The sequence below is a fragment of the Streptomyces sp. NPDC006384 genome, from assembly GCF_042870695.1.
Taxonomy (GTDB): domain Bacteria; phylum Actinomycetota; class Actinomycetes; order Streptomycetales; family Streptomycetaceae; genus Streptomyces.
This window is the reverse complement of record NZ_JBIAHR010000004.1, coordinates 177,035-199,686: the sequence shown is the minus strand read 5'-3', so window position 1 is coordinate 199,686 and position 22,652 is coordinate 177,035. Positions and strand designations below refer to the sequence as shown.

The 22,652-nt window shown below is 73.0% G+C and carries 22 protein-coding genes and 1 pseudogene; 15 read left to right on the top strand and 8 right to left on the bottom strand.

The window, feature by feature from the left end; all coding sequences use genetic code 11:
* Window positions 1-36 precede the first annotated feature (36 nt).
* Both ACFYOJ_RS06905 and ACFYOJ_RS06900 read left to right on the top strand, forming a co-directional pair.
* The gene (locus ACFYOJ_RS06905; protein WP_356552176.1) at window positions 37-1,179 is read left to right on the top strand and encodes a glycosyltransferase family 4 protein; all 1,143 of its coding nucleotides are present in this window, start codon (window positions 37-39) and stop codon (window positions 1,177-1,179) included.
* Window positions 1,179-1,445, top strand: coding sequence for a hypothetical protein (locus tag ACFYOJ_RS06900; protein WP_356552175.1), 267 nt, complete (start codon window positions 1,179-1,181; stop codon window positions 1,443-1,445). Before ACFYOJ_RS06905 ends, ACFYOJ_RS06900 begins: the two co-directional genes overlap by 1 nt.
* A 27-nt stretch (window positions 1,446-1,472) precedes the next feature.
* Here ACFYOJ_RS06900 and ACFYOJ_RS06895 read toward each other — a convergent pair whose 3' ends face one another.
* Window positions 1,473-3,269, bottom strand: coding sequence for an AMP-dependent synthetase/ligase (locus tag ACFYOJ_RS06895; RefSeq protein WP_356552174.1), 1,797 nt, complete (start codon window positions 3,267-3,269; stop codon window positions 1,473-1,475).
* 365 nt (window positions 3,270-3,634) lie between these two features.
* Between ACFYOJ_RS06895 and ACFYOJ_RS06890 the strand changes: the two genes are divergently transcribed.
* The 6 genes and pseudogenes from ACFYOJ_RS06890 to ACFYOJ_RS06865 all read left to right on the top strand — a co-directional run bounded on the left by ACFYOJ_RS06890 (window position 3,635) and on the right by ACFYOJ_RS06865 (window position 8,694).
* A complete protein-coding gene (locus ACFYOJ_RS06890; protein ID WP_356552239.1) occupies window positions 3,635-4,390 on the top strand; it encodes a metallophosphoesterase in 756 nt (251 codons plus the stop codon).
* A 138-nt stretch (window positions 4,391-4,528) separates the two neighbouring features.
* Window positions 4,529-4,969 (top strand): SRPBCC family protein, encoded by a 441-nt coding sequence (locus ACFYOJ_RS06885; protein WP_356552172.1) that lies wholly within the window; start codon window positions 4,529-4,531, stop codon window positions 4,967-4,969.
* A gap of 64 nt (window positions 4,970-5,033) precedes the next feature.
* Window positions 5,034-6,219 (top strand): annotated as a pseudogene (locus ACFYOJ_RS06880) (ArsA-related P-loop ATPase).
* A gap of 64 nt (window positions 6,220-6,283) precedes the next feature.
* On the top strand, window positions 6,284-6,793 hold the full coding sequence (locus tag ACFYOJ_RS06875; protein ID WP_356552171.1) for a DUF5304 domain-containing protein: 510 nt from the start codon (window positions 6,284-6,286) through the stop codon (window positions 6,791-6,793).
* Window positions 6,794-6,848: 55 nt separating this feature from the next.
* Window positions 6,849-7,802 carry an ROK family glucokinase gene (locus tag ACFYOJ_RS06870; protein WP_356552169.1) on the top strand — a complete coding sequence of 318 codons (954 nt, stop codon included), beginning with the start codon at window positions 6,849-6,851 and terminating at the stop codon, window positions 7,800-7,802.
* 133 nt (window positions 7,803-7,935) lie between these two features.
* Window positions 7,936-8,694, top strand: coding sequence for an endonuclease/exonuclease/phosphatase family protein (locus ACFYOJ_RS06865; protein WP_356552167.1), 759 nt, complete (start codon window positions 7,936-7,938; stop codon window positions 8,692-8,694).
* 127 nt (window positions 8,695-8,821) lie between these two features.
* Here ACFYOJ_RS06865 and ACFYOJ_RS06860 read toward each other — a convergent pair whose 3' ends face one another.
* Window positions 8,822-9,565, bottom strand: a complete 744-nt coding sequence (locus ACFYOJ_RS06860) for a hypothetical protein (protein ID WP_388596265.1) — start codon at window positions 9,563-9,565, stop codon at window positions 8,822-8,824.
* Window positions 9,558-10,355, bottom strand: coding sequence for an alpha/beta fold hydrolase (locus ACFYOJ_RS06855; RefSeq protein WP_356552166.1), 798 nt, complete (start codon window positions 10,353-10,355; stop codon window positions 9,558-9,560). Before ACFYOJ_RS06855 ends, ACFYOJ_RS06860 begins: the two co-directional genes overlap by 8 nt.
* A 178-nt stretch (window positions 10,356-10,533) precedes the next feature.
* Between ACFYOJ_RS06855 and ACFYOJ_RS06850 the strand changes: the two genes are divergently transcribed.
* The 4 genes from ACFYOJ_RS06850 to ACFYOJ_RS06835 all read left to right on the top strand — a co-directional run bounded on the left by ACFYOJ_RS06850 (window position 10,534) and on the right by ACFYOJ_RS06835 (window position 14,437).
* Complete coding sequence (locus ACFYOJ_RS06850; protein ID WP_356552235.1) at window positions 10,534-11,346, top strand: lysophospholipid acyltransferase family protein; 813 nt, start codon at window positions 10,534-10,536, stop codon at window positions 11,344-11,346.
* Between the two features lie 37 nt (window positions 11,347-11,383).
* Window positions 11,384-12,628, top strand: coding sequence for a MacS family sensor histidine kinase (macS, locus tag ACFYOJ_RS06845; RefSeq protein WP_356552164.1), 1,245 nt, complete (start codon window positions 11,384-11,386; stop codon window positions 12,626-12,628).
* A 2-nt stretch (window positions 12,629-12,630) separates the two neighbouring features.
* Window positions 12,631-13,308: a response regulator transcription factor gene (locus ACFYOJ_RS06840; protein WP_356552162.1), complete on the top strand. Its 678-nt coding sequence runs from the start codon at window positions 12,631-12,633 to the stop codon at window positions 13,306-13,308.
* 133 nt (window positions 13,309-13,441) lie between these two features.
* Entirely contained in the window at window positions 13,442-14,437 is a 996-nt protein-coding gene (locus ACFYOJ_RS06835; RefSeq protein ID WP_356552234.1) for a 2-hydroxyacid dehydrogenase, read from the top strand.
* On the opposite strand, the gene ACFYOJ_RS06830 is transcribed toward ACFYOJ_RS06835, so the two are convergent.
* Window positions 14,389-16,278 (bottom strand): anthranilate synthase family protein, encoded by a 1,890-nt coding sequence (locus tag ACFYOJ_RS06830; protein WP_356552161.1) that lies wholly within the window; start codon window positions 16,276-16,278, stop codon window positions 14,389-14,391. The two genes, ACFYOJ_RS06835 and ACFYOJ_RS06830, sit on opposite strands and share 49 nt — an antisense overlap.
* Before the next feature lie 108 nt (window positions 16,279-16,386).
* Window positions 16,387-16,443 (bottom strand): trp operon leader peptide, encoded by a 57-nt coding sequence (locus ACFYOJ_RS06825; protein WP_356552233.1) that lies wholly within the window; start codon window positions 16,441-16,443, stop codon window positions 16,387-16,389.
* Between the two features lie 101 nt (window positions 16,444-16,544).
* Here ACFYOJ_RS06825 and ACFYOJ_RS06820 point away from each other — a divergent pair, with 101 nt between their 5' ends.
* Window positions 16,545-17,900, top strand: coding sequence for a class II 3-deoxy-7-phosphoheptulonate synthase (locus tag ACFYOJ_RS06820; protein ID WP_388596263.1), 1,356 nt, complete (start codon window positions 16,545-16,547; stop codon window positions 17,898-17,900).
* 210 nt (window positions 17,901-18,110) lie between these two features.
* Window positions 18,111-18,344 (top strand): (2Fe-2S)-binding protein, encoded by a 234-nt coding sequence (locus ACFYOJ_RS06815; RefSeq protein WP_356552160.1) that lies wholly within the window; start codon window positions 18,111-18,113, stop codon window positions 18,342-18,344.
* Here ACFYOJ_RS06815 and bfr read toward each other — a convergent pair.
* Complete coding sequence (bfr, locus tag ACFYOJ_RS06810) at window positions 18,341-18,844, bottom strand: bacterioferritin (protein ID WP_356552159.1); 504 nt, start codon at window positions 18,842-18,844, stop codon at window positions 18,341-18,343. The genes ACFYOJ_RS06815 and bfr overlap by 4 nt on opposite strands.
* 192 nt (window positions 18,845-19,036) lie before the next feature.
* Here bfr and ACFYOJ_RS06805 point away from each other — a divergent pair, with 192 nt between their 5' ends.
* A complete protein-coding gene (locus tag ACFYOJ_RS06805) occupies window positions 19,037-19,684 on the top strand; it encodes a sulfite oxidase-like oxidoreductase (RefSeq protein WP_356552157.1) in 648 nt (215 codons plus the stop codon).
* Window positions 19,685-19,708: 24 nt separating this feature from the next.
* Here the strand turns inward: ACFYOJ_RS06805 and ACFYOJ_RS06800 are convergent, their stop codons facing one another.
* Together ACFYOJ_RS06800 and pknB are read right to left on the bottom strand one after the other, a co-directional pair.
* Window positions 19,709-20,587, bottom strand: coding sequence for a deoxyribonuclease IV (locus ACFYOJ_RS06800; protein WP_356552155.1), 879 nt, complete (start codon window positions 20,585-20,587; stop codon window positions 19,709-19,711).
* Between the two features lie 54 nt (window positions 20,588-20,641).
* Window positions 20,642-22,597 (bottom strand): Stk1 family PASTA domain-containing Ser/Thr kinase, encoded by a 1,956-nt coding sequence (pknB, locus tag ACFYOJ_RS06795; RefSeq protein WP_356552153.1) that lies wholly within the window; start codon window positions 22,595-22,597, stop codon window positions 20,642-20,644.
* Window positions 22,598-22,652 lie beyond the last annotated feature (55 nt).

The following is a 22,652-nucleotide window of genomic DNA, read 5'->3' as shown; positions in this document are numbered from 1 at the left end:
CCGCGCCCGGCGGAGGGTTCGGTAGGGTCGGCGCCGATGCGCAAGACCCTGATCGTGACGAACGACTTCCCGCCCCGCCCCGGCGGCATCCAGGCCTTCCTGCACAACATGGCGCTGCGCCTGGACCCCGAGCGGCTGGTCGTCTACGCCTCCACCTGGAAGCGCGGCCGTGAGGGCGCCGAGGCCACCGCCGCCTTCGACGCCGAGCAGCCCTTCACCGTCGTGCGCGACCGTACGACGATGCTGCTGCCGACGCCGGGGGCGACCCGCAGGGCCGTCGGGCTGCTGCGCGAACACGGGTGCACGTCGGTGTGGTTCGGGGCGGCGGCGCCCCTCGGGCTGATGGCGCCGGCGCTGCGGAGGGCGGGCGCCGAGCGGATCGTGGCCACCACCCACGGCCACGAGGCGGGCTGGGCCCAGCTGCCGGCCGCCCGGCAACTGCTGCGCCGGATCGGGGAGTCGACGGACACGATCACCTACCTCGGCGAGTACACGCGCTCGCGGATCGCGACCGCGCTCACGGCCGGGGCCGCCGCGCGGATGGTGCAGCTGCCGCCGGGCGTGGACGAGAAGACCTTCCACCCGGGCAGCGGCGGCGACGAGGTGCGGGCCCGGCTCGGGCTGACCGACCGGCCCGTCGTGGTGTGCGTCTCGCGGCTGGTGCCGCGCAAGGGCCAGGACACCCTGATCCGGGCCATGCCGCGCGTCCTCGCCGCCGAGCCCGACGCCGTGCTGCTGATCGTCGGCGGCGGCCCCTACGAGCAGGACCTGCGCCGCCTCGCCCGGGACACCGGCGTCGCCGCCTCCGTCCGCTTCACCGGCGCCGTCCCCTGGGCGGAGCTGCCCGCGCACTACGGCGCCGGCGACGTCTTCGCCATGCCGTGCCGCACCCGGCGGGGCGGGCTGGACGTGGAGGGGCTCGGCATCGTCTACCTGGAGGCCTCCGCGACCGGGCTGCCCGTCGTCGCCGGCGACTCCGGCGGCGCGCCGGACGCCGTGCTCGACGGCGAGACGGGGTGGGTGGTGCGGGGCGGTTCCCCCGAGGAGGCCGCCGACCGCATCGTCGCGCTCCTGGCCGACCCGGAGCTGCGCCGCCGCATGGGCGACCGGGGCCGCGCCTGGGTCGAGGAGAAATGGCGCTGGGACCTGCTCGCGGAGCACCTGAAGGCCCTGCTCTGATGCCCCGCCGGGACGCGGTGCCGCCGGCCCGCGAGGGGGCGGGGGCCGGCGGCGGAGGAGGGGCCGGGATCATCGGGCGCGAGATCCTGCGGCTGGAGGCCCTGTCCGAGCGGGACGGGCACCGCATGGGCAAGGAGCGGCGGAGGCATACGGCGGTCCGCCGGGAAACCCTGGTGTGGGCGCTGCACGTCGTGCTGACGAACGACCCGTCCACGCCTCCGGGGGCGGCCGCGGAGAGCTTCCTGGAGGCCCTCCGGGACCGGTGAGGGGATGCCCGTCCCGCCCGGCGGCTCCTACTTCGCGTAGATCGCCTCGATCTCGTCCGCGTAGTCCCTCGCCACCACGTTCCGCTTCAGCTTCAGCGACGGCGTCAGGTGCCCCGACTCCTCCGTGAACTGAGCCCCCAGCACCCGGAACTTCCGCACGGACTCCGCCTTGGACACCGCCGCGTTGCCGTCGTCCACGGCGGCCTGGATCGCGGCGAGCAGGTCCGGGTCCTCCCGCAGCGACGCCACCGTGGAGCCGGCCGGCTTGCCGTGCTCCGCGCACCAGCGGCCGAGGAACTCCTCGTCCACGGTGACCAGCGCCCCCACGAACGGCCGCCCGTCGCCGACCACCATGCACTCGGCGACCAGCGCGTGCGCCCGGATGCGGTCCTCGATCACGGCCGGGGCGACGTTCTTGCCGCCGGCGGTGACGATGATCTCCTTCTTGCGGCCGGTGATGCTCAGGTACCCGTCCTCGTCGAGGGTGCCGAGGTCCCCGGTGTGGAACCAGCCGTCGGCCAGCGCCTCCTCGGTCGCGTCCGGGTTGTTCCAGTACTCCTTGAACAGGTGCTCGCCGTGCAGCAGCACCTCCCCGTCGTCCGCGATGCGCACGACCGAGCCGGGCAGCGGCTGGCCGACCGTGCCGATCTTCTGCCGGTCCCAGGGGTTGAAGGCGGTGGCCGCGCAGGACTCGGTCAGGCCGTAGCCCTCCAGGACCGTGAAGCCGATGCCGCGGAAGAAGTGGCCGAGGCGCTCGCCGAGGGGCGCGCCGCCGGAGATGGCGTACTCGCCGCGTCCGCCGAGGACCGTGCGGAGCTTGCCGTAGACGAGCTTGTCGAAGATCTTGTGCTTGATCCGCAGCCCGAGGGACGGGCCCGACGGGGCGTCCAGGGCCTTGCTGTACGCGATCGCCGTGTCGGCGGCCCGGTCGAAGATCCTGCCCTTGCCGTCGGCCTGCGCCTTGGCGCGCGCCGAGTTGTAGACCTTCTCGAAGACGCGCGGCACGCCCAGGATCAGCGTGGGCCGGAACGCGGCCAGCTCGTCGGTGAGGTTCTTGATGTCCGGTACGCAGCCCAGCTTGATCGGCGCCATCATCGGCGCGATCTGCACCAGGCGGCCGAAGACGTGGGCGAGCGGGAGGAAGAGCAGGACGGAGCACTCGCCCGTGCGGAACAGGGGGCGCAGCCGCTCGACGACGTTGCCGCACTCGGCGAAGAAGCTGCGGTGGGTGAGCACGCAGCCCTTGGGGCGGCCGGTGGTGCCCGAGGTGTAGACGATGGTCGCCGGGTCGTCGGCCTTCGCGATCGAGCTGCGCTCCTCGACCGCCTCGTCCGTGACGTCCCCGCCCAGGCGCCGCAGCTCCTCCACGGCCCCCGCGTCGATCTGCCAGACGTTCTTCAGGGCGGGCAGCTGCTCGCGCACCGACTCCACGGCGGCGGCGTGCCCGGCCGACTCCACGACGCACGCCGTGGCGCCCGAGTCGCTGAGGATCCACTGCACCTGCTCCGGCGAGCTGGTCTCGTACACCGGCACGGTGACCGCGCCGGCGCTCCAGATCGCGAAGTCCAGCAGGGTCCACTCGTAGCGCGTGCGGGACATCAGGCCGACGCGGTCGCCCGGCTGCACCCCGGAGGCGATGAGTCCCTTGGCGGCGGCGTGCACCTCGGCACGGAACTCGCGGGCACTCACGTCCTGCCAGGCCCCGCCCGCCTTGCGGGCGATGACGGCGACGTCCGGATGCTGCGCGGCGTTTCTGCGGACGATGTCGGTCAGGTTGCCGTCCGCAGGGACCTCGTACAAAGCCGGAAGGCTGAACTCGCGCAAGACTGCTGCTCCTCATAGGGCGCCGGCGCCACGACACTGTGTGATGCGACGGTGCGGTCCAAGGCTCGGGCAAGTGCTCGGGGAAGACACACGCGGATTCACATACGCGGATTCACATGCCGAAATCCTGAGCACGACTGGACTGCCCGGACGTTACCCGTCGGTATGGCGTCTCCGACAGGGGGTCCCCGTGAGATGTTCGCTGCGTCACACGGATGGGGTTTCCTCGGCGCAGGGTAGTCGACGCCCCGGGCGACCAGCCAGTAACCGCAGGTCCGACCGCCACTGTTCACGTGCGGCACACACACCTACGCTTGATCGTCATGGCATCCACACCGGCCGGTGACACGACGACGCGCGTCCACGTGGTGAGCGACGTGCACGGCAACGCACGAGATCTGGCGAGGGCGGGCGAGGGCGCGGACGCCCTGATCTGCCTGGGGGACCTGGTCCTCTTCCTCGACTACGCCGACCACTCGCGCGGCATCTTCCCCGAGCTGTTCGGCGAGGCCAACGCCGACCGCATCGTCGAGCTGCGCACCGCCCGCCGCTTCGCCGAGGCCCGCGCCTTCGGCGAGCGGCTGTGGGCGGGCGTCGGCGAGGACCGGGCCGCGCTCGTCGAGCGGGCGGTGCGGGGACAGTACGCCGAGATGTTCGCCGCGTTCCCCACACCGACGTACGCCACCTACGGCAACGTCGACATGCCGTCCCTGTGGCCGGAGTACGCCGGACCGGGCACGACCGTGCTGGACGGGGAGCGCGTCGAGATCGGCGGCCGGGTCTTCGGCTTCGTCGGCGGCGGCCTGCGCACCCCGATGCGCACCCCGTACGAGATCGGCGACGAGGAGTACGCCGCGAAGATCGAGGCCGTCGGCGAGGTGGACGTGCTGTGCACCCACATCCCGCCCGAGGTGCCGGAACTGGTCTACGACACGGTGGCGCGGCGCTTCGAGCGGGGCAGCCGCGCGCTGCTGGACGCGATCCGGCGCACCCGGCCCCGCTACGCCCTGTTCGGCCACGTGCACCAGCCGCTGGCGCGGCGGATGCGGATCGGGTCGACCGAGTGCGTGAACGTCGGCCACTTCGCGTCGACGGGGAAGCCGTGGGTGATGGAGTGGTGAGCCCCGCACGGCCGGCGGCCGGGGCGGGCGGTGGACATCGGGCCCGTCCGTGCGCGATAGCCTTCACGCGGCACACACGTGCGCGCCGCGCGCACGACGATCCTCAGTACCCGGCCCGCATCTGGAGGAGCCACGGCGATGGCGGAACACACCAGCTCGAGCATCACGATCGAGGCGGCACCGGCCGACGTCATGAAGGTGATCGCCGACTTCGCCCGCTACCCGGACTGGACCGGCGAGGTGAAGGAGGCGGAGGTCCTCGCGACCGACGCCCAGGGGCGTGCCGAGCAGGTCCGGCTCGTCATGGACGCCGGTGCCATCAAGGACGACCAGACCCTCGCGTACACCTGGACCGGCGACCACGAGGTGTCCTGGACGCTGGTCAGGTCCCAGATGCTGCGCTCGCTCGACGGCTCCTACCTGCTGCGGCCGGCCGGGACGGGCACGGAGGTCACCTACCGGCTCACGGTCGACGTCAAGATCCCGATGCTGGGCATGATCAAGCGCAAGGCCGAGAAGGTCATCATCGACCGGGCGCTGGCGGGGCTGAAGAAGCGCGTGGAGTCCTCCCCGAAGTGACCGGCCCGGGCCGCCCGGACCGCCCGGACCGCCCGGTCCGGGGGCGCGGGTAGCGTTCACCCTCATGCGCACCATCCTGATCACGGGCCCGGGCGGCAGCGGACGTACGACCGTCGCGGCCGCCACCGCGCTCGCCGCCGCCCGTGCGGGCACCCGCACCCTCCTGCTCGGCGCCGACCGCGACGACACCCTCGGCGCCGTGCTCGGAGTGCCCACCGGACCGGAACCGGTCGCCGTCGAACCCGGCCTCACCGTCCGGCGGCCCGACGCCGCCCAGGGCTTCCGGGACGGCCTCCTCGCCCTCCAGGACCGCGCCGCCTCCGCCCTCGGCCTCCTCGGCGCCTCCCGCCTGGACCCCGAGGAACTCACCCCCCCTGCCCGGCGCCGGCGAACTCGCCCTGCTGCACGCCCTGCGCGACGCCGCCCTCGCCGAGGGCGCCGGCTCCCACGAGCTCCTCGTCGTCGACCTGCCGCCCGCTCCGCGCGCCCTCGCCCTGCTCGCCCTGCCCGAGGAGCTCCGCCGCTACCTGCGCCGCCTGCTCCCGCCCGAGCGGCAGGCCGCCCGCGCCCTGCGCCCCGTCCTCGGCCGGCTCGCCGGCGTCCCCGTGCCCGCCGAGTCGCTGTACGAGGCCGCCGCCCGCTGGGACCTGGAGCTGGCCGCCGCCGAGGCCGTCCTCGCCGACCGGGACACCGTCGTACGCCTGGTCGCCGAGCCCGGCCCCGCCGGGGCGGACGCCGTCCGTACCGCCCGCCTCGGCCTCGCCCTGCGCGGCCTGCGCACCGGCCTGCTGATCGCCAACCGCGTCCTGCCCGAGGACGCCGCCCCCGCGGACAGCTGGCTCGCCGGCCCCCTCGCCCAGCAGCGCAAGACGCTGGAGGAGTGGCGGGACACCTGCGACGTCCGCACCGTCGCCCACCTGGGACGCGACCCGCGCGGCACGGACGACCTGGCCGCGCTCGCGGCGCCGGCCGCCGGTGAGGACGGGCCCGCGGCCGAGTGGCCCGTCACCGACCGGCTGGCCGACGACGGCGTCCTCGTGTGGCACATCCCCCTGCCCGGTGCCGTACGCGGCGACCTCGACCTCGTCCGGCGCGGCGACGAACTGGTGGTCACCGCCGGGCCGTTCCGCCGGATCGTGCCGCTGCCGTCCGCGCTGCGCCGGTGCACCGTCGAAGGGGCCGCCCTGCGGGAGGGCACGCTCGGCGTCCGGTTCGCGCCGGATCCCCGGCTGTGGCCCCAGGGCCGCTGAGCCGCCGGACGCCCGCGCCCGTTCCGGTAACGTCGTAGGGACGAACCGTAGTCAGGAGTCCGTCATGAGCGAAGAGCTCCCCCCGTCCGAGGACGTACGGACGGCAGACGCCGACGCCGACGCCTGGGCGACGGCGTGCGCCGAGGACCTGGAGGCCGAGAAGGCCCGCCGCCGTGCCCGGTACGGCCCGCCCCCCGGATCGGCCGCCGAGGAGCTGCGCAAGCTCGTGGAGACGGTCGCGGACAAGCTCTCCGGTCTCCAGCCGCCCCTGCTCGGCCAGGTCGCCGGACCGGCCGCCCAGCAGGTGGTCCGGCAGGTCGTCCAGCAGGCCAAGGCCGCCGTCGAACCGGTCATCGAGCGCAACCCGGACGTTTTCGACCACCTCGCCGCCGCGGGCGGTGAACTCCTCGCCGCCTACCGCTCGGCGGTCCAGGACCAGGAGCGCCGCTGGACCACCGGCGCGACCGGCGGCAAGGACCCCCGCGACCCCCGTGACCTGGGCGAACCCCGCGACGACGGCCGTGACGACGGAGACGGCGGCACCGGCCCCGGCCAGCGTATCGACGTGGACTGAGGTTCCCCTCGGGTACGGTTGGCCGTAGCGGGGCTCGACCGGAACTGAGGGATTCATGGGACTCACCATCGGCGTCGACATCGGCGGCACGAAGATCGCGGCCGGCGTGGTCGACGAGGAAGGCAACATCCTCTCGACCTTCAAGGTGCCGACCCCCACCACGCCCGAGGCCATCGTGGACGCCATCGCCTCGGCGGTGGAGGGAGCGCGCGCCGGGCACGAGATCGTCGGCGTGGGCATCGGCGCGGCCGGATACGTCAACCGCCAGCGCTCCGAGGTCTACTTCGCGCCCAACATCGACTGGCGCAACGAGCCGCTCAAGGACAAGGTCGAGGCCCGCGTCGGCCTCCCGGTCGTCGTGGAGAACGACGCCAACGCCGCGGCCTGGGGCGAGTACAGGTTCGGGGCCGGCAAGGGCCACCGCAACGTCATCTGCATCACGCTCGGCACCGGCCTCGGCGGCGGCATCATCATCGGCAACAAGCTGCGCCGCGGCCACTTCGGCGTGGCCGCCGAGTTCGGCCACATCCGCATGGTGCCCGACGGCCTGCTGTGCGGCTGCGGCTCGCAGGGCTGCTGGGAGCAGTACGCCTCCGGCCGCGCCCTGGTGCGCTACGCCAAGCAGCGCGCCAACGCCACCCCCGAGCGCGCCGAGGTGCTGCTCGCGCTCGGCGACGGCACCCCCGACGGCATCGAGGGCAAGCACATCTCCGTCGCCGCCCGCCAGGGCTGCCCGGTCGCCGTCGACTCCTACCGCGAACTGGCCCGCTGGGCCGGCGCCGGCCTCGCCGACCTGGCCTCGCTCTTCGACCCGTCCGCCTTCATCGTCGGCGGCGGGCTCTCCGACGAGGGCGACCTGGTCCTCGACCCGATCCGTAAGTCGTACAAGCGGTGGCTGGTCGGCGGCAACTGGCGTCCGGTCGCCGACGTGATCGCCGCCCAGCTCGGCAACAAGGCCGGTCTGGTGGGCGCCGCCGACCTGGCCCGGGAGCCCGACCCGATCATGTGACGCCGCCAGGTGCACGTCCTCAGGGGCGCGGGGAACTGCGCGACAAGCCACGTACGACCGGCAGTCGCCCATGAACCTCGCGCCCCGAGCTGTCGGGCGCCCCGGACCCGGATCGCGGCGTAGATTGAGCCACATGGCAACGTCCCTCCAGCCGCTCCCCAACTCCCGTACGGAACCCGACGGTTCCGCCGTCGTCCGGGTGCTCAGCTACAACATCCGCTCGATGCGCGACGACACCGACGCCCTCGCCCGCGTGATCGCCGCCTGCGCCCCGGACCTCGTCCTCCTCCAGGAGGCCCCCCGTTTCTTCCGCTGGCGCAAGAAGCTCGCCCGGCTCGCCGCCGCCTCGGGGCTGGTGATCCTCTCCGGGGGCGCCCCGGCCGCCGGCCCGGCGCTCCTGTGCTCGCTGCGGGCCACCGTGGAGCGCACCGAGGACGTCCTGCTCCCGCTCACCCCCGGCCTGCACCGCCGCGGCTTCGCCACCGCCGTGGTCCGCTTCGGCGGCGCCCGGATCGGTGTCCTGAGCTGCCATCTGTCCCTGCAGAAGGACGAGCGGTACGCCCAGGCCGGCCTGCTCCTCGAGAGGCTCGCCGGCCTGGGCGTCGAGCACGCGGTGGTGGGCGGCGACCTGAACGAACGCCCCGGCGGCCCCGTCTTCCGGCGGCTCGGTGACCGGTTGCGGGACTGCTGGACGGCAGCGCCCTGGGGCGGCGAGTACACCTCCACCGCCACCGGTCCCCACCAGCGCATCGACGCGGTGTTCACCACCGAGGGCGTCGAGGTGCTGGGCTGCGGGGTGCCGGTGGGGCTTCCCGGGGTGGCCGAGGACGACCTGAGGGCGGCCACGGACCATCTCCCGGTCCTGGCCGCCCTCCGCGTGCCCGCGGCCTGAGGCCACTGTCCGGGCCGGGACTGCCGTCCGGTCCGAGCCCGCCGCCCGATCCGGGCTCACCGTTCGGTCCGAGCCCGTCGTCCGAGGCCTGCAACCACCGTCCGGCGGCCCGGTTCTCGCGGCGGCCTCAGACCACCGCGCCCCGCCCCGGGTCGTCGTCGTCCTCGTCGCCCGGGCGCATCCGCATGACCAGCGTGGCGAAGCCGCCGAGGAAGCCGCCGATGGTCAGGGTCGTCAGCCACCAGGTCATGTCCCAGCCGAGCAGCACCGCCAGCAGGAGCAGCACCGGCCCGCCCAGGACGCCCAGCCAGGCGAACTTCGCCGTGGTGTCGCCCTCCGGCAGCGGCGGCGGCTCCGGCGGCACGAAGTGACCCTCGTCGTCCTCACCGAGATCGTCGTCGGACGGCTCGGTGAGGCTGTGGTCGCGCGGACCGACACCCGGTGCGAAGGCGACGACGGAGCCGCCCAGCGGACGGGCCGATGCGGGCCGGTCCGGTGCGGGCTTCTCGTCGTTCGTCTCCGGCTCCAGCAGTGCCAGGTCCTCCACCGACTTGAAGGGCTTGGCCCCCGGCGGATCCGGCGGCTCCTCCCCGTACCCGGCGACGATCGCCGCCCAGGCCGCGTCCTCGTCGACGGGCACACCCCGCTCCTCGGGCGCGCGGTCCTCCCCGCGGACCCGTCCCTCGGCACCCTCCGGCCCGGCCTTCCCCGGCCCGGCGTCCCCCACCTCAGCGTCCCCCGCCTCGACGTCCCGCTCGGCGTCCCGCTCGGCGTCCCGCTCGCGGTCACGCTCCATGTTCCGCACCTCCTCCCGCTCTTCCCGCTCTCCCCGCTCCTCCCGGTCCTCGCGGTCGGAGTCGTGCTCAGTCACCTGCGGCCGTCCCTTCCCCGCCGCCCGCCGGCTCCCCGACGGAACCGGGCGCGATCCGGCCGATGAACGCGGCGCTCTCGGCGAAGATCCGGTCCGCGTCGTGGTCCAACGTCGCCACGTGGTAACTCTGTTCCAGCAGGATCTCCGTGACGTCCGTCGACGACACCCGGCCGAGGATCCGCGCCGAGTCGGCCGGCGGCACCACATGGTCCTGCGGACTGCGCAGCAACAGCAGCGGCTGTGTCACCTGCGGCAGATCACCGTCGGCGAGCCGGAAGAACGTACGCAGCGAATGGGCCGCGTGCAGCGGCACCCTGTCGTACCCCAGCTCCGTGCTCAGCGGCTTGGCGATGTCGCTGGCGATGCCCTTCGTCGCGGGCAGCAGATGGCGCAGGACCGGCAGGGCGTGCTGGGCCACGCCGTGCATCCGGTTCGCCGGGTTGACGACCACGACGCCCGAGACCGCGTCCCCGTGCTTCGCGGCCAGCCGCAGCGCCAGCGCCCCGCCCATCGACAGCCCGGCCACGAACACGCGCGCGCAGCGCTCCCGCAGCGCGCGCAGCTCGCGGTCCACCTCCGCGTACCAGTCCTGCCAGCCGGTGACCTGCAGGTCCTGCCAGCGCGTGCCGTGACCGGGCAGCAGCGGCAGCGCGACGGTCAGCCCGCGCTCCGCGAGATATCGGGCCCAGGGGCGCAGCGACTGCGGGGATCCGGTGAAACCGTGGCAGAGGAGGACGCCGGTCTCCCCGCCCTCGTGGCGGAACGGCTCGGCTCCGGGCAGGACCGGCACGTCTCGGTCTCCTGTCGTCAGGGGGCCGGCACAGCCGGCACGTCGTGTGCGGTACTCGCGGGTACCTCACCGTACGCGACCGCACTGACACCGACCAGGGCCGTCGGGGCCGTCGACGGCGCCCCGGGATAAGGTCTGAGCCACAGACACAGGAGGCAATCGGTTGTTGTACGGCGCGATGAAGGTCACCGTCGGGGGTTCGCTGAAGCTCGCCTTCCGGCCCTGGGTGGAAGGCCTGGAGCACATTCCGGCCGACGGCCCCGCCATTCTGGCGAGCAACCACCTGTCGTTCTCCGACTCGTTCTTCCTGCCCGCCGTCCTCGACCGCAAGGTGACCTTCATCGCCAAGGCCGAGTACTTCAACACCCCCGGGGTCAAGGGCCGGCTGACCGCCGCGTTCTTCAAGGGCGTCGGTCAGCTCCCCGTGGACCGCTCCGGTGTGCGCGGCGCGGGCGAGGCCGCCATCAAGAGCGGCATAGAGGTCCTGGAGCGCGGCGAGCTGTTCGGCATCTACCCCGAGGGCACCCGCTCACCGGACGGCCGGCTCTACCGCGGCAAGCCCGGCGGCCTCGCCCGCGTGGCGCTCGCCACCGGAGCGCCCGTCATCCCGGTCGCCATGATCGACACCGAGAAGATCCAGCCGCCCGGCAAGGTGATGCCGAAGCTGATGCGGCCCGGCATCCGCATCGGCAGGCCCCTCGACTTCACCCGCTACCAGGGCATGGAGCACGACCGCTTCGTGCTGCGCGCGGTGACCGACGAGGTCATGTACGAGATCATGAAGCTCTCCGGCCAGGAGTACGTCGACATGTACGCGACCGCCATGAAGCGGCAGCTCGCGGACGCGGCGAAGGCCGAGAAGGAGGCGAGCCGGGCGGCGAAGGCCGCGCTCGCCCAGGCGGAGAGGGAACAGGCCGCCAAGGAGAAGGCCGCCCGCGAGGCGGCCGACGGGGAGAGGACGGCCCGAGGGGACGGATCACCGGACAGGTGACCGTGCCCCGACGGGGCCCGGGCCGGGGGTGGGGGACATGGCGGGACGCGAGAGAGTCATGAGGATGTCGGTCGAGCAGCCGCTGTGGCGCGCGCTCGCCGGCTACCGCGTGCTCACCATGCTGTACGCGATCGGCATCTTCATCACGGCCTGGTCCGGCTTCACCCGCCCCTGGCTCGCCGTCGCCTACTACGCCGTCCTCCTCGTCTGGACCCTGGCGACCCTTCCCAAGGTCTCCGGCGCGGCGAGCTGCACCAGGCGTTTCCTCGCCGCCGACCTCACGGTCGCGCTCACCGGCATCCTGCTCACCCCGTTCGCCGACGCGCACGAGCGGATCGCGGACGGCGGCCCGACCCTGCCGTCGATATGGACGGCCGGTTCCGTCCTCGCCTTCGCCGTCAAGGGCGGCTGGCGCTGGGCGGCCGTCGCCTCCACGCTCGTCGCCGTCGCCAACCTCGTCGAGCGCGGTTCCCCGGCCCGCGACACCGTCCACAACGTGATCCTCGTCTGGGTCGCCTCCATCGCCATCGGCTACGTCGTCGAGGTCGCCCGCGCCTCCGAGCGCACCCTCGCCCGCGCCCTGGAGATCGAGGCGGCGACCAGGGAACGCGAGCGGCTCGCCCGGGACATCCACGACAGTGTCCTCCAGGTGCTGGCGATGGTGCAGCGGCGCGGCGCCGTCATCGGCGGCGAGGCGGCCGAGCTGGGCCGCATGGCCGGTGAACAGGAGGTCGCGCTGCGCACCCTCGTCTCCGGCGGCCTGACCCCCGTCTCCCGGGTGTCGGAGGACACCGCCGAGGGCGCCGTCGTCCGGCTCGTGGAGGAACCGGAGGACGAGACCCCGGACGGCCCCGTCGACCTGCGCGGCCTGCTCGCCCCGTACGCCGGCTCGCGGGTGAACCTCGCCGAACCGGGCGCCCCGGTGCGGCTGGCCCCCGCCGCGGCACGGGAGCTCGCCGCGGCCGTCGGCGCCGCCCTGGACAATGTCCGCAAGCACGTCGGCGAGGACGCGCGCGCCTGGATCCTGGTCGAGGACGAACCGGACGAGGTGATCGTCACCGTCCGCGACGAGGGTCCCGGCATCCCCGAGGGACGGCTCGCCGAGGCCGAGGGCGAGGGACGGCTCGGCGTCGCCCTGTCCATCCGGGGCCGGCTGCGCGACCTCGGCGGCACGGCCGAGCTGATCTCGGTGCCCGGACAGGGCACCGAGGTGGAACTCAGGGTGCCGAAGGCGCCGAGCACATCCAGGGACACCGGCGGCACCGCACGGGGGAAGGCATGACGATGACCGAACGACAGGAACCGATCAGGGTCATGGTGGTCGACGACCACCCGATGTGGCGCGACGCCGTGGCCCGGGACCTCGCCGAGTCCGGCTTCGAGGTGGTCGCCACCGCCGGCGACGGCGAGCAGGCCGTGCGCCGCGCCCGGGCCACCTCGCCGGACGTCCTCGTGCTCGACCTGAACCTGCCCGGCAAGCCCGGCGTCCAGGTCTGCAAGGAGGTCGTCGGCGCCGACCCGACGCTGCGCGTCCTCGTGCTGTCCGCGAGCGGGGAGCACGCCGACGTCCTGGAGGCGGTGAAGTCCGGCGCCACCGGATACCTGCTCAAGTCGGCCTCCACCGAGGAACTGCGGGACGCGGTGCGCCGCACGGCCGTCGGCGACGCCGTCTTCACCCCCGGACTGGCCGGACTGGTCCTCGGCGAGTACCGCCGCCTCGCCTCCGAACCGGCCCCGGCGGCCGGGACCGGCGAGCCGGGGGCGCCCCGCCTCACCGACCGCGAGACCGAGGTGCTGCGCCTGGTCGCCAAGGGCCTGAGCTACAAGCAGATCGCCGAACGCCTCGTCATCTCCCACCGCACCGTGCAGAACCACGTCCAGAACACCCTCGGCAAACTCCAGCTGCACAACAGGGTGGAACTGGTGCGGTACGCGATAGAGCGGGGCCTGGACGACGCGTGACCACCCGCGCGGGACGGCGGCACCGGCGCCGTCCCGCGCCCCGGGGCCTTCTCCGGCCGACCGGCGGGACGGGACGGAGCGCCGTATATTCGGCCGCGTGTCCGGCCACGAGCCCAGCGGAACGGGAGCGGTCATGGAGATCCTGGCCTTCGGCGTCCAGGCCGACGAGAAGCCCCTGATCGAAGCGGCCTTCCCCGGCCGCGGGGAGATCCGCTGCCTGGACGTCTTCCTCACCGAGGACACCGCCCCCATCGCGGCCGGCCACGAGATCGTCTCCACGTCCGTCAACGCCGACCTCGGCGCCCGCGTGCTGGAGATCCTCGCGGCCGGCGGCACCCGGATGGTCGCCCAGCGTTCCACCGGCTTCAACAACGTCGACCTCGACACGGCCGAGCGCCTCGGCCTGACCGTCGCCCGGGTCTCCTCCTACTCGCCCCACTCGGTCGCCGAGTTCGCCTGGACCCTCGCCATGGCCGTCAACCGCCGTATCGTGCGCGCCTCCACCCGCACCCGCGACTTCGACTTCCGCCTGGACGGCCTGATGGGCCGCGACCTGCACGGCCGTACCGCCGGCGTGCTCGGCACCGGCAGGATCGGCGAGGCCTTCGCCCGCATCGCGCACGGCTTCGGCATGCGCCTGCTCGGCTGGGACGTCGCCGAGAACCCGGCCTGCCTGGACCTCGGCATGCGCTACGTCCCCAAGGACGAGCTGCTCGCCGAGTCCGACCTGGTCACCCTGCACGTCCCGTTGACGCCCCGGACCCAGCACCTGATCGACGCGGACGCCCTGAAGGCGATGAAGGACGACGCGATCCTGGTCAACTCCAGCCGGGGCGGCCTGATCGACACCGCGGCCCTGGTCGGCGAGCTGCGCGCGGGCCGCTTCACCGGCGTGGGCCTGGACGTGTACGAGGCGGAGGCGGGCCTGTTCTTCCTCGACAAGTCCCTGGAGGCCATCGCGGACGACACGCTGGCCCGCCTCGTCACCTTCCCGAACGTCCTGGTCACCTCGCACCAGGCCTACTACACCGAGGACGCCGTCCGGCAGATCGTCGACGCCACGGCGCGCAACGTCGCCGACTACCGGGCCGGCCGCCGCTCGGAGAACGTGCTGGTACCGCGGAGCTGACCGGCCAGCTCCCGCACGATCGCCGCGCCGTTCAGCGTCAGCACCGACTCCGGGTGGAACTGCACCGACGCGAACCCCGCGGCGCGCAGCGCGTGCACCTCGCCGCCCGCCGAGCGGCTCACCTCCACCCCGTGCGCGGCCAGCTCCGCGGCGGTCTCGTCGTCGCACCGCGCGGTGAAGCTGTTGTAGAAGCCCACCGTCTCCCGCCGCCCGAACAGGTCGATCTCCGTCTGCGCCCCCTGGTACGGCACCTCCTTGCGGACGATGTCCAGCCCCAGCTCCGCCGCGATCAGCTCGTGCCCGAGACACACCCCGAGGACGCCGTGCCGCCTCTCCCGCAGCACCTCGGCGGTCAGCGCGCGCAGGAAGCGCATCTTCGGATCGGCGGTGTCCGACGGATCACCGGGGCCGGGCCCCAGCACCACCGGGCCGTCGTGCCCGAGCACCGCCTCGCGCAGCCCCGGCTCGTCGTACCGCCGCACGGTCACGCCGAGCCCGGCCGAGCGCAGCACGTGCGCGAGCATCGCCGTGAAGGTGTCCTCCGCGTCGACGACCAGGGCGTGCCCGGTGAGCGCGTCCGCCGGCTCCTGCATCCGCAGCCAGAACGGCGCCAGCGAGGCCCGGCGCCCGTCCAGCGCCGCCCGCACCCGGGGGTCGTCGGCCAGCCCCGGCCGCTCCGCCTCCTCGCGCGGCCGGGCGGGACGCACCCCCAGGGCCGCCAGCACCCCGGCCGCCTTGGCGTGCGTCTCGGCGACCTCGCCCGCCGGGTCCGAGCCCCGCACCAGCGTGGCGCCGACCGGCACCCGCAGCGCACCGTCGGCGTCGATGTCGGCGGTACGGATGAGGATGGGGGAGTCGAGGGTCTGCGCACCGCCCGCGTCCCGGCCGAGCAGCGCCAGCGCGCCCGCGTAGTAACGCCGTCCGCCGGACTCGTGCCGCTCGATGACCCGGCAGGCGTTCTGCACCGGCGAGCCGGTCACCGTCGCCGCGAACATCGTCTCCCGCAGCACCTCCCGCACGTCCAGCGAGGAACGGCCGCGCAGCTCGTACTCGGTGTGCGCGAGGTGCGCCATCTCCTTCAGCCGCGGCCCGACGACGACGCCGCCCATGTCGCCGACGGTGCACATCATCTTCAGCTCCTCGTCGACGACCATCGACAGCTCCTCGGTCTCCTTGCCGTCGGCGAGGAAGTCCAGCAGGTGCTCCGGGGTCGGCCCCCCGTCGGGATACCGGTACGTCCCGCTGATCGGGTTCATCACGACCGTCCCCCCGGACATCCGCACGTGCACCTCGGGGCTCGCCCCGACCAGCGTGCGGTCCCCGGTATGGACGACGAACGTCCAGTACGCGCCCCGCTCGCCCTCCAGCAGCCGCCGGAACAGCGCCAGCGCGTCGGCCCGCCCGAACCCGTCGATCCGGCCCCCGTACGTCCGCCGGATCACGAAGTTGGCGCCCTCGCCGCGCCCGATCTCCTCGTCCAGCACGCGCCCGACGATCTCCGCGTACTCCTCGTCACCGACATCGAAGCCGCCGCCCTCGACCCGGACGTCGTGCGCGGGCAGCGCGGCGAGGGCCTCGGCGAGCGGGATGCCGTAGCGCTCCTCGGGGGTCAGCACCAGCAGCGGGGTGCCGTCGTCGCGCACGTCGAAGCCGCGCTCGCGGATCTGCCGGAAGGGGATCAGCGCCAGCCCCTCGTCGGGCAGGCCGGCGAGCCGCTCGTGCTCCGTCACCGGGCCGAGCAGCAGCTCCACGGTGTCGTGGTCGTGCCCCGGGGTACGGCGGCGCAGCAGGGCGAACGGGCGGGGGTCGGCGGTCAGGGTGCGCAGGTCGAACTGTGGCATGGGATCCGTGTCCTTCTCGTTCTCTCGGCGAGAGGAACGGCCCCTGGTCCCGGAAACACCGAAGGCCGCCTCTCGGGGCGGCCTTCGCGAAGTCTTGCGTACGCGCAGTCAGTGGGCCGCCGAAGGAGCGGTCCACCACCAGTTCCGGGTCGAGTGCGCGAACATGGAAAGGGACGCTACACCACACACCCCGCCGGCGGGGTGTGTCCGTCTCACGGACTGGGCGCGGTGCTGGACGCCGTGACCGACCGCGTACTGTGGGGCATGTGACCGTGAACGCTGATTCCCGAAGCGTCGCCGCCCAGGCGACATGGCGAAACCTGCCCGCGGCGCAGCAGCCCGAGTACCCGGATGCCGAGGCTCTGCGCGATGTGATCGCCGAGCTCGAGACGTATCCCCCGCTGGTGTTCGCCGGCGAGTGCGACCAGCTGCGCGCGCGCATGGCAGCGGTCGCCCGGGGAGAGGCCTTCCTGCTCCAGGGCGGTGACTGCGCCGAGTCCTTCGACGCCGTGTCCGCCGAGCACATCCGGGCCAAGCTCAAGACCCTCCTCCAGATGGGCGCCGTCCTCACGTACGCCGCGTCCGTGCCCGTGGTGAAGGTCGGCCGGATCGCCGGCCAGTACTCCAAGCCGCGCTCCAAGCCGACCGAGACCCGCGACGGCGTCACCCTGCCGACCTACCGCGGCGACTCCGTCAACGGCTTCGACTTCACCGAAGAGGCCCGCGTCCCGGACCCCGAGCGGCTCAAGCGCATGTACCACGCGTCGGCGTCCACGCTGAACCTGGTGCGCGCCTTCACCACCGGCGGCTACGCCGACCTGCGCCAGGTGCACGCCTGGAACCAGGACTTCGTGAAGTCGTCCCCCTCCGGCCAGCGCTACGAGCAGCTCGCCCGCGAGATCGACAGCGCGCTGAACTTCATGCGGGCCTGCGGCACGGACCCGGAGGAGTTCAAGACCGTCGAGTTCTACTCGTCGCACGAGGCGCTGCTGCTCGACTACGAGTCGGCCCTCACCCGCGTCGACTCCCGCACCGGGCAGCTGTACGACGTCTCCGGGCACATGGTGTGGATCGGTGAGCGCACGCGCCAGCTGGACCACGCGCACATCGAGTTCGCCTCGAAGATCCGCAACCCGGTCGGCATCAAGCTCGGCCCGACGACGACGGCCGAGGAGGCGCTGCAGTACATCGAGCGCCTGGACCCGGAGCGCGAGCCCGGCCGGCTGACCTTCATCGTCCGGATGGGCGCGGACAAGGTCCGCGACAAGCTCCCCGAGCTGGTCGAGAAGGTCACCGCCTCCGGCGCCACCGTCGCCTGGGTGACCGACCCGATGCACGGCAACACCTTCGAGGCGGCCTCCGGGCACAAGACCCGCCGCTTCGACGACGTGCTGGACGAGGTCAAGGGCTTCTTCGAGGTCCACAAGGAGCTCGGCACCCACCCCGGCGGCATCCACGTGGAGCTGACCGGCGACGACGTCACCGAGTGCGTGGGCGGCGGCGACGAGATCTTCGTCGACGACCTGCACCAGCGCTACGAGACGGCCTGCGACCCGCGTCTGAACCGCAGCCAGTCGCTGGACCTGGCGTTCCTGGTCGCGGAGATGTACCGGAGCCAGTGAGGCTGTACCGAAGCCGGTGAGGCTCTGCCGGAGCCGGTGGGATCCGCCCCTCGGAGGGGCGGCGGAAGCGCCGAATGGGGCGCGGGTCACATGCGATCCGCGCCCCTTCGCCTTTTACCGCTCTTGTGTCGTGGGTAAGGTTAGGTTTGCCTCACCGATCAGTCGGAGTCCGGACGTCGGTACGGCACGACCCTGTACCCCGCCCGGGAGGTGAACCGCGTGTTCGTCTGCAGCTGCTTCGGCGTCACCGAGGAACAGGTGAAGAGCCACGCGGCGGCCGGCGCCTGCACGCCCCGCCAGATCGCCTCCGCCTGCAAGGCGGGCACCGACTGCGGCGGCTGCGTCCGGCGCATCCAGGCGCTTCTCGGCCGCGGCGCCTGCCCCCGCCGGCAGCTGGCCGACCAGGGCGGACCGGTCCTCTCGGAGCTTCCCGAGGCCGCCTAGACCAGCTTCGGTCCCGAGGGGTCCGGCTGGGACTGCTCGATGACCGTGGACAGGTAGAGCGACTCTCCGAGCTTCTCGATCAGCTCCAGCTGGGTGTCCAGGTAGTCGATGTGGTGCTCCTCGTCGGCGAGGATCGCCTCGAAGATGTTGGCCGACGTGATGTCGTTCTTGTCGCGCATCACCTCGATGCCCCGGCGCAGCCGGTCGATGGCCTCGACCTCGATCTCCCGGTCGGCCTGGAACATCTCCGTCACGCTCTGGCCGACCCGCACGTGGAAGAGGCGCTGGTAGTTCGGCAGGCCGTCCAGGAGCAGGATGCGGTCGGTCAGGAGCTCGGCGTGGCGCATCTCGTCGAAGGACTCGGCGCGCGTGTACTTCGCGAGCTTCGTCCAGCCCTTGTGGTCCTGCAGCTTCGAGTGCAGGAAGTACTGGTTGATCGCGGTGAGCTCGGCGGTCAGCTGCTCGTTGAGGAACTCGATGACCTCGGGGTCGCCCTGCATCGCGTAAGGCTCCTTCCACACGGGAACTGGCGGGTTGCGCCGCATGATTGCACCGGCGTGGAAGATCGTCCAGTAAGTCTTGACTTAGTGAGTAAGTACATGCTTAGCGAAATTCGTCCCTTTTGATGCCTGTGTATCCCCATGTGAGGGGGTGGGTAAGGGGCATCGGTCCGGGTCTGTCAGGATGGAGGCATGGGTCAGCCGGTGGAGCACGGGTCGGGAGAAGGCGGTTCGGAGCGGGCGCCGCGGTTCGAGCTTCCGCCCGGACAGCGGCTCCAGCGGGGCTGGCCGGTCACGCACTACGGACCCGTTCCCAAGTTCCGGCCCGAGCGGTGGGAGTTCCGGGTCTTCGGCGCCACCGCCGACGGGGAGAAGCACTGCTGGACCCACGAGGAGTTCACCGCTCTGCCGTACACCACGGTCGTGGGCGATCTGCACTGCGTGACGAAGTTCAGCATGCTCGGCGCCGAGTGGGGCGGCGTACCGGCCCGCACGATCCTCGATATCGCCCCGCCCGCGCCCGACGTCACCCATGTGATGGTGTGGGCGGAGTACGGCTTCAGCTCCAACCTCCGGATGTCCGACTTCGCCGCCGAGCGCACCCTCTTCGCCACCCACAAGGACGGCGAGCTGCTGACCGCCGAGCACGGCTTCCCGCTCCGCCTGGTCGTCCCCCACCTGTACGCCTGGAAGGGCCCGAAATGGGTCCGCGGCATCGAGTACATGACCGCCGACCGGCGCGGCTTCTGGGAGGAGCGCGGCTACCACAACATCGGCGACCCGTGGCGGGAGCAGCGCTACTCCTACCAGGAGGAGCCCGGGGACGGCCCCGAGCTCTGACCTGCCGTACGGCCCCCGGCGGGATCAGCCGTCGCGCAGCTTCTTCAGCCGCTCCACGTCCGCGGCGTGCCCCTCCTTGCCGCCCGGCGTCTCGATGACCAGCGGCACACCCTCGGTCGCGGGGTGCGTCATCAGCGCCCGGAACGGGTCCTCACCGATGTGACCGGCACCGATGTTCTCGTGCCGGTCCTTGTGCGCGCCCGCCACGTCCTTGGAGTCGTTGGCGTGGATCAGCTTCAGCCGGCCCTCGCCGACCGTCTCCACCAGCAGGTCCAGGGTCTGGTGCATGCCGGAGGGGCCGGTCAGGTCGTGCCCCGCCGCGAAGATGTGGCAGGTGTCCAGGCACACGCCCAGCCTCGGATGGGCGTCCAGCGCCTCGAAGTACGGCCCGAAGTCCCAGGTCCGCGAGCACAGGGAGGCGCCCTGCCCGGCGGTCGACTCCAGCAGCAGGTACGGGTCGTCGTCGTGGGTCAGCTCGTCCAGCAGCGGCAGCATGTGCTCCCGCACCTGCCGCAGCGCCACGGCACGCTCCCGGCCGCCGGTCGCGCTGCCGGTGTGCACGACCACGCCGAGCGCCCCGATCGCGCGCGCCCGCCGCAGCGAGTGCCGCAGTGACTCGACCGACCGTTCCACCGTCGCCTCGGTGTGCGACCCGAAGTTGATCAGGTACGGCGCGTGCACGTACGCCGGGATCGCCCCTTCGGCACAGGCCTCCCGGAACGCCTCGTCCTGCTTCGGGCTGCCCGCCGGGGTGGCCCAGCCGCGCGGATTGGCGACGAAGACCTGCACGGCCTCCGCCTTCAGGTCACGGGCGTAGGACAGGCCGACGGAGTGCAGGCCGCCGGCCACGGGAACGTGACCGCCGACGGGGTTGCGGGAGAGGGCGGACTGTTGACTGTTCACCCGTTCAGGGTGTCATGCGGGGGCGGGCGGCCGGACCGTGAGAGCCGTCACCCGTCACCTGATGGTGATCCTCACGGTGGAGCCCTTGGGCGCCTCGTCCCCGCCGTCGACGGACTGCTCCTTCACGGTGTCGCCGAACAGCCCGAGCAGCCCGCGGTCCTCCTTCACCTCGAACCCGGCGTCCTCCAGCTTCCGCTTCGCGTCGTCCACGCTGTCGCCCACCACGTCCGGGACCTCGACCATCTCGGGGCCCTTGGAGACGGTCAGCGTCACCGTGTCGCCCTCGGCGGCCCGGCGGCCCGCGTCCGGCGTCTGCCGGGCGACCTGCCCCTTGTCGTACTCGGAGGTGACCTGCTCGGCGGCGACCTTCACCTTCAGCCCGGCCTCCGTCAGCTCCGCCTTCGCGTCCGCGAGGTCGTCACCGGTGACGTCCGGCACGTCGACGGGGCGGCCCTTGCTGACGACGAGCGCCACGGCCGAGCCCGCGCGCACCTCGGTGCCCGTCCCCGGGGCCGTGGAGACCACGAAGCCCCTGGGGACGTCCTGGCTGAACGCCCGGGTCACCATGCCCGGCTCCAGCCCCTCGTCCTCGAGCAGGGTCCGCGCGCGGTCCAGCCTGTAGCCGCGTACGTCGGGCAGCTTCACGGTCTCGGGGCCGTCGGAGACCGTGAACGACACCGAGTCGTTCCTGCGGATGCGGGCGCCGGCCGCGGGGTCGGTGCTGATGACGGTGCCGCGCTCGACCGTGTCGCTGTAGGCGTGCCGGACCGTGCCGACGTCCAGCCCCGCCTCCTCCAGCCGGTCCCTGGCCTGCGCCTCCGTCTTGGACAGCAGCGCGGGCACCTTGGTGAACTGGCCGGAGTTGATGTACCAGACGCCCGTCCCGAGACCGAGGACCAGCAGGACGGCGACGACGACCGCCGCCGGCCCGCGGCGCAGCCGGGGGCGCGGGGACGGCGCCGGGGGAGCCGTCAGCCTGCTGGTGCGGTGGACCCCGTCCCCGGAGGCGGCACCGGCCGGGACGGCGTCCCCGCCTTCGGACTCGTCCTCGTTCACGGGCAGCGGGCGGGGCAGCGTCAGGGCGCGCGGGATCACACTCGTGCGGTCCTCGGCGTTGTCGTGCTCCACGGCGCGTGCCTGCGGAGGCATCGCGTCCAGCTGCTCCGCGCTCAGTGCCGCGCGCGCCTCGCGGACCTGCGCCAGCAGCGCCACGGCGTCGTGCGGGCGGACCCCCGGGGTGCGCGCGGTCGCCGAGGCGACCAGCTCGTCCAGTTCGCAGGCCATGTCCGGCACGGCGGCCGACGGCGGCGGCACGTCCTCGTGGAGGTGCTTGTAGAGCACCTGGGCGGGGGAGTCCCCCTCGTGCGGCTTGCCGCCGGTCAGCATCTCGTACAGGACGACACCGCACGCGTACACGTCGACCCTCGGGTCGGCCGCGCCCTGCTCGATCTGCTCGGGCGCCAGGTAGGAGACGGTGCCGAGGACGGCTCCGGTGGTGCTGGTGACCGTGTCCACGGCCCGCACCAGCCCGAAGTCGGCGACCTTGACCCGCCCGTCGTCGCCTATCAGCACGTTCTCGGGCTTCATGTCCCGGTGCACGAACCCGGCCCGGTGCGCGGCGCCGAGCGCGGCCAGCACGGGCTCCAGGATGTCCAGCGCGGCCCGCGGCTGCAGCGCGCCGCGCTCGCGCAGCACGTCCCGCAGGGTGCAGCCGGCGATGTACTCCATCGCCAGGTAGACGTACGCCCCCTCGGCGCCCTGGTCGTAGACCTGGACGACGTTGGGATGGTCGAGCCGGGCCACCGACTTGGCCTCGCGGATGAAGCGCTCGACGAAGGCGGCGTCGGCCGCGAGCGCCGGGTGCATCACCTTCAGCGCGAGCACGCGGTCGAGGCGGGTGTCCACGGCCCGGTAGACCGTGGCCATCCCGCCGACCGCGATCCGCGCCTCGACGCGATACCGGCCGTCGAGCACCTGCCCGACCAGAGGGTCCTGAAGGGTCGTGTCCACGCAGGCGAGTGTACGAGCCGACGCGGACACCCCGCCGCCACGTCCGGCATCACAG